We start from the raw sequence: 5,990 nt of genomic DNA on the forward strand, positions 1-5,990 counted from the left end.
ACGCGGAAGATCGTCGGCAGCGTCAGATGGGTATAAGAGACAGGCGCAGCGCCCAGAACAGCTCGGGGTGGCTGGAGGCGCTCGCCGTGACGTGGCGGCCGTCGGCCAGCAGCACGTCGGCGCGCACCACGCTGTCGGCCGCGAAGCCGTGCCGGCGCGCCAGCCAGCCCAGCCCGCCCCCGAGGGTGTAGCCGGTGACGCCCACGGAGGGCGCCGAGCCGGACAGCGGCGCCAGCCCGAACGGCGCGGCGGCGGCGGTCACCTCGGCCCAGCGCGCGCCCGGCCCCACGCGGGCGATCCGGCGGGCGGGGTCCACCAGCACCGACGCCATCGGGGACGTCCTGACCAGGACGCCGCCGTCGCAGGGGGCGTGCGTGCCGTGGCCGGTCGCCTGGACCGCGAACGGCACGCCGTGGGTGCGGGCCGCGAGCAGCGCCGCCCGCAGGTCCTCGGTCCCGTACGCCTCGGCGGCCAGCGCCGGGCGGGCGTCGACCGAGGGGTTGAGCGAGCGGCGGGACTCGTCGTAGCCGGGATCGCCCGGCCGGTGCACGATCCCGGTGAAGCCCGGGAGGCGGATGTCGTCCTGGAGGGTGTACGGCCGGCTCATGTCTTCGCGCCCTTCTGTTCGGTGATCTGGAATCACTGTGCTCAAGGGCGCTTACGACCTCGTTCAGACCGCCTTACGCCGCCCCTTAAGCCCTGGCGAGGACTCCAGGATCCGGCCGCGCGCGGGCACGGACATCCGCCGGCCGTCGCCGCTTCCGCTACGACGCCGGGTGTACGGAGGGCCGGCTGTCATTCGCCGGTCTGACCGTCGAGCGACTCGCGGATGAGGTCGGCGTGGCCGTTGTGGCGGGCGTACTCCTCGATCATGTGGGTGAGGATCCAGCGCAGGTTGACCGAGCGGCCGTCGGGCCAGCTGTGCCGCGCCATGCGGTCGAGGCCGCCGTCGGCGAGCGCCTCGGTGACGGCCGCGCGCGAGCGGGCCACCGCCTCGCCCCACAGGGCGCGCAGCTGCTCGGGTGAGTCGCCGGCCGCGGAGTGCCACTCCCAGTCGCGGTCGGCCTCCCAGTCGACCGTGTCCCACGGCGCTCCCATGGGGCGGTTGTGCAGCCAGCGGGAGAACCAGTGCTCCTCGACCCACGCGAGGTGCTTCAGCATGCCGCCGAGGGTCATGGACGACTTGCCGACGGTGGCGTTGAGCCCGTCGGCGTCGAGCCCCGCGCACTTCCACTCCAGGGTGGCCCGGTGGAACTCGAGGAAACCCAGGAGGGTGTCGGCCTCGCCCGCGGCGAGTGGGGGCTCGGGGCGGCCGTGCTCATCGATGTCGGTCATGGCCGGTCAGTCTAGAACGCCGTACTGACGGTGGCTCCTTCGTTGATCACACGTCGCGGCGGCTGAGACCGAGAGCCCCCGCCGCCAGCGCCACGACCGTGTAGCAGGTCAGGACCGCGATGGCCACGGGCGGCGACAGCAGGTACGCCGACTCGGCGCCCGCGACCTGCGGAGCGAGGTTGGGGATCAGCACCGAGGCGACCCGCAGGTGGAGGGCCTCGGGTAAGAGGTGCGCGAGACTCGGCACGACCACGGTGAGCGCCCCGATCACCGCCACCGTCGCGGCCGCCGATCGCAGGAGCGCTCCGAGGCCCAGCGCCACGAGGGCGGTGACCAGGGTGGTGAAGGCCGTGCCGGCCGCGGTGGGGATCGCGTCGGACCAGTGAGGCCAGGGATTGACCGGCGGGGGCCGGTCGCCCAACAGGAGCAGGGCGGCGAGCTGCGACAGGCCGGCGAACAACACGCCACTGGCGAACGCGACGCAGGCGACCACCACGGTCTTGGCGGCCAGCAGCGTCACCCGCCGGGGTACCGCGACCAGGCTGGGGGCGATGGAGCCGGTCGAGAACTCGGTGGTGATGGCCAACGCGCCGAGGCAACCGATGAAGAACGCCACGATCGGCATGACGGCGACGGCGGGATCGGCGCTGTCGAAGCTCGCCCGCTCCTGCGGCGAAGCCTGGTCGTACGAGCCGATGTGCATCATGATGACGGCCAGGCCGACCAGGGTGTACGTGGCCGCTCCGGCCCAGATCCACCAGGCGGAGCGCATCGTCCGGAGCTTGAGCCATTCGGCCGCGACGACGTCCTTCGGCGACAGGGCGCGCTCGCGCGCCGGCGGCATGACGGTCATCGGCTCGCCCCGCCCGCGCGGTGGTCGGCGGCCTGGTCTGTCATGTCGAGGTAGACATCCTCGAGCGTGGCGCCGCGCGGCGTCAGCTCGTGGATCGGGATGTGGTGCCGGGCGGCGAGGTCGCCGATCGTGGCGGGGTCGGCGCCCGTCACCGCGAGGCCGCCCTGCGGCTCGCACGCCACGGACGCGCCGGCGCCGCGCAGGATCGCGGCCAGTTCCCCTTGTCTCGGGGACCGGACCAGGGTGTCGCGGCGGAAGCGCCCGGCGAGCTCCTCCATCGAGGTCTCGGCGATCAGCCTGCCCCGTCCGATGATGACGACGTGGTCGGCGATCAGGGCCATCTCGCTCATCACATGGCTGGACAGCAGCACCGTCCGGCCTTGCGAGGCGAGCGTGCCCATCAGGTCGCGCACCCAGCGGATGCCCTCGGCGTCGAGGCCGTTCACCGGCTCGTCCAGCAGGACGATGCCGGGGTCGCCCAGCAGCGCCGCCGCGATGCCGAGCCGCTGCCGCATGCCGAGCGAGAACCCGCCGACGCGCTGGTGCGCCACGGCTCCCAGCCCGACGTGCTCCAGCAGCGTCGTGATCCGTGAGGAGCCGATGCGGTGGCCGCGGGCCAGGCAGGCGAGCTGGTCGTACGCGGTGCGGCCTGGGTGCACGGCGCCGGCGTCGAGCAGCGCGCCCACCTCGTGCAGCGGGCGGCCGATGTCGGCGTATCGGCGGCCGTTGACCAGCGCCACGCCGGACGTCGGGCGATGGAGGCCGACGATGACGCGTAGCGTGGTGGATTTTCCCGCGCCGTTGGGCCCCAGGAAGCCGGTCACCCGGCCGGGGCGGGCTTGGAACGACAGCCCGTCCAAGGCGAGCGTCGAGCCGTATCGTTTGGTCAGCTCTCGTACGTCGATCACCTGAACAGGGTGGCGAACTCATTCCTGCCGGCGCGTCTGACCACGGTCTGAACTTCCGTATCAGCCCGTGGTCGTACCCGCGCGGCTCGCCGCGGGTTACGGAATGAGGCCACCGCCGCGGTGCGCGGCTCCGTGGCCGTCGGGTGGGCTGTCAGGCCCACCGCGTGACACGGCTGACCCTGTGGACAGCCGTGCCACCTCGGAAGTCACCCCGGCCTGTGGCCGGGGCCGGCCCCGCTACGGGCGCGGGCCGCGGTGCGTGACGTGTTCGGCGGTTCCGACCTGATGGCGCTGCTTGCGCAGGCCGGCGAGGCCGAGCAGGCCGAGCAGGCCCAGCAGGCCCCACAGGCCGGCATTGCCGCCGCCGTCGTCGCGTGGCTGCGGTGCCGGTGTGACCTGGGTCTGCGCGACGGTATCTGCCGGTGTTTCGGCCGTCGCGGCTGCGGTCGGGACTAGCGTCAAGAAGAACGCGAGGCCCAGTCCTGTCAGGGTCTTGCGCATTGGGTTCCCCCGATCCGGCGGTCTCTCAACCGCGGAGACCGCCTTCTCACGCCTTCACGGTTGAAGGCTCCCGTTAGCGGGGCGATCTCCATTTCCCCTGCTGACTAGGCACCTACCATCGTCCCGGGGCATCAAACGCCTTCTCCCCGCGGCGGGTCGCCGTGCGGGTCGCGCAGGCCCGCACGTATCCGGGCCTCGGCGATCCCGGCCATTTCCGCACGGGCCCGCGTACGCGGCGCGACGGCGGGCGCCTGTACGGGGGCCAGCAGCCGTACCTCGGCGACGAGGCCGCGGGTGGCGGCCACCCGCAGAATCGAGGCGAGCAGCGGGTCGTCGCCCACGAACGACGCGCGGGTGGTGGGCGCCGCGCCCTCGCGGTAGCGCAGCGCGACCGGGCGTACGGAGGCGCCCGCGTCGACGGCCGCCTGGAACACGGCAGGGCGGAAGCGCCCCATGCCGCGCCCGCACCACGTGGTCCCCTCCGGGAAGGCGATCACCGTGCCGCCGTCGGCCAGCGCCGCTGCGACGGCGGCCACGGCCTGCGGCAACGCGGACAGCCGGTCCCGGTCGATGAGCAGCGCCCCCGCACCCGCCACCAGCGTCCGGACCACCGGCCAGCCGCCGACCTCCCGCTTGGCGAGCGGCCTCGACGCCACGACGGCCGCGAGCACCAGCGGATCGAGCCAGGAGACATGATTGGCCACCACCAGCGTCCCCACCTCGCCTCTCCCCGCCGCTCCCCCACCCTCGGCCACACCGTCTACCACCGTCCGCCCGCCGTCCTCGCCCTCCGGCTTTGCCTCGCCACCGACCTCACGCGTTCCCGCCCTTGTGACGTCGAGGCGAATGCCGAGAGCGCGGAGAAAGAGGCGTGCCCAGACGCCGGTGACCCGGGCACGAACCGGAAGGGAGGCGGCACGACAGGCCAGGGCGACCGGCACGCCCGCCAGCACCACCAGCAGCGCCGCCCCGATGCGGGCACAGCGCAGGAACGCCCCCGCCGCGGCGACAGGGGCCCGCACGCAAGCGGCAGGCGTACAGGGCCCCAGTGGCCGCCACGGGTTGGCCGTGCTCACGCGAGCACCGACCGCGTCCACGTGCGATGCGCCCGGGGCCGCCTCGGCGATGCCGACATGCGGGTCCGCCCCAGGGGCGGACCGGTTCCGGACGGGCGACGACACTTCAGCCGGGCCGACGTGCGGGCCGGCCGCGACCACATTCGGCGCAGCCGACACTGGCTCAGCGGCGCCGACGGGCGGATCCGTCCCAAGAACAGACCGAGTCCGGACGGGCAACGACACCTCGGCCGAACGGACGTGCGGCCCGACCGCGACCACGCACGATGCGGCCCGGACCGACTCCGCGACGCCGACGTGTGGGTCAGCCTCAGGAGCGAACCGAGGCCGGGCGGCTGGGGACGCTTCGGCCGGGCCGACGTTCGGGACCGTTGCGGGGGCGTGCGGAGCGGCCGTGCCGGGCGCGGGCAGGTGCGGAGCCGCTGTGTCCGGGAGAAGCTTGGGGCTGGTGGGGGCGTGCGGAGCGGACGTGGTGCTTGTGGGAGTCGCTAGTGTCCGCGTGGGGGTCAGAGGAGGGTCTGGGGTCACTGTGGGGCTCCGGCGAGGAGATAGCGCAGGTAGCGGGGGTTGACGCGGTCCATGGAGAGGAGGACGAAGAAGTCGGCGGTGCCGAAGTCGGGGTCGTGCGCGGGCGCCCCGCACACCCACGAGCCGAGTCGCAGGTAGCCCCGCAGGAGCGCGGGTGGGACGAACCGTCCCGGCGGAACCGTGTGCCGGGAGCGCCACGGCGTGCGGGGCGTCACCCGGTACTCCTCGGGTCCCAGCGGCACTCGTTCGGCCACGGCGGCGGCGACCGTGCCGCCGTCGTCGAGCGGCACCGAACAGCAGCCCGCGAGCCACCGATGGCCGCCGGCCGCCATGTACCGGGCGATCCCGGCCCACATCAGCGCGACCACGGTGCCGCCGCGGTGGTCGGGGTGCACGCACGTACGCCCGGCCTCCACCAGGTCTTTTCGCAGGGGCGCCAGGGCGGACAGGTCGAACTCGGCGTCGGCGTAGAGTCGCTCGGTGCGTCCAGGGGGCAGCAGCCGGTACGTGCCGACGACCTCGCGGCCCTCGCGGACGACGAGGTGGTCGCAGTAGGCGTCGAACCGGTCGGCGTCCAGGCCGGAGACCGGGCTGTCGAGCTTCGCCCCCATCTCCTCGGCGAAGACCGCGTACCGCAGCCGCTGGGCGGCCTGGAGGTCCGCGGGGCTCACGGCCAGACCGACGGTGTAGCGGCCGTCATCCAGACGGCGGCCGGCGGTTGTCGCAAGCGCTGCGGCGGCACTGGAGGGGTCCGCAAGTGGTGCGGCGGCGGTCGAGGGGTCCGGGGCG

The 5,990-nt window shown here is 73.8% G+C and carries 7 protein-coding genes; all 7 read right to left on the reverse strand.

Translation table 11 applies throughout. From position 1 onward, the window contains the following. Window positions 1-22 precede the first annotated feature (22 nt). On the reverse strand, window positions 23-607 hold the full coding sequence (locus C1J01_RS54305) for an FAD-binding oxidoreductase (RefSeq protein WP_235855104.1): 585 nt from the start codon (window positions 605-607) through the stop codon (window positions 23-25). 188 nt (window positions 608-795) lie between these two features. After that, a complete protein-coding gene (locus tag C1J01_RS45525) occupies window positions 796-1,335 on the reverse strand; it encodes a DinB family protein (protein ID WP_111185225.1) in 540 nt (179 codons plus the stop codon). Window positions 1,336-1,381: 46 nt separating this feature from the next. Next, window positions 1,382-2,188, reverse strand: a complete 807-nt coding sequence (locus tag C1J01_RS45530) for an ABC transporter permease (protein ID WP_220040443.1) — start codon at window positions 2,186-2,188, stop codon at window positions 1,382-1,384. Then, entirely contained in the window at window positions 2,185-3,096 is a 912-nt protein-coding gene (locus tag C1J01_RS45535) for an ABC transporter ATP-binding protein (protein ID WP_111185226.1), read from the reverse strand. Before C1J01_RS45535 ends, C1J01_RS45530 begins: the two co-directional genes overlap by 4 nt. Before the next feature lie 237 nt (window positions 3,097-3,333). Further along, on the reverse strand, window positions 3,334-3,597 hold the full coding sequence (locus C1J01_RS45540; RefSeq protein ID WP_111185227.1) for a WGxxGxxG family protein: 264 nt from the start codon (window positions 3,595-3,597) through the stop codon (window positions 3,334-3,336). Between the two features lie 131 nt (window positions 3,598-3,728). Then, window positions 3,729-4,619, reverse strand: a complete 891-nt coding sequence (locus C1J01_RS45545; protein WP_111185228.1) for a lysophospholipid acyltransferase family protein — start codon at window positions 4,617-4,619, stop codon at window positions 3,729-3,731. Between the two features lie 578 nt (window positions 4,620-5,197). Beyond that, on the reverse strand, window positions 5,198-5,990 hold a 793-nt coding region (locus tag C1J01_RS45550), incomplete at its 5' end, for a GNAT family N-acetyltransferase (RefSeq protein ID WP_220040444.1).

The sequence above is a fragment of the Nonomuraea aridisoli genome (assembly GCF_003236395.1).
Classification (GTDB): domain Bacteria; phylum Actinomycetota; class Actinomycetes; order Streptosporangiales; family Streptosporangiaceae; genus Nonomuraea; species Nonomuraea aridisoli.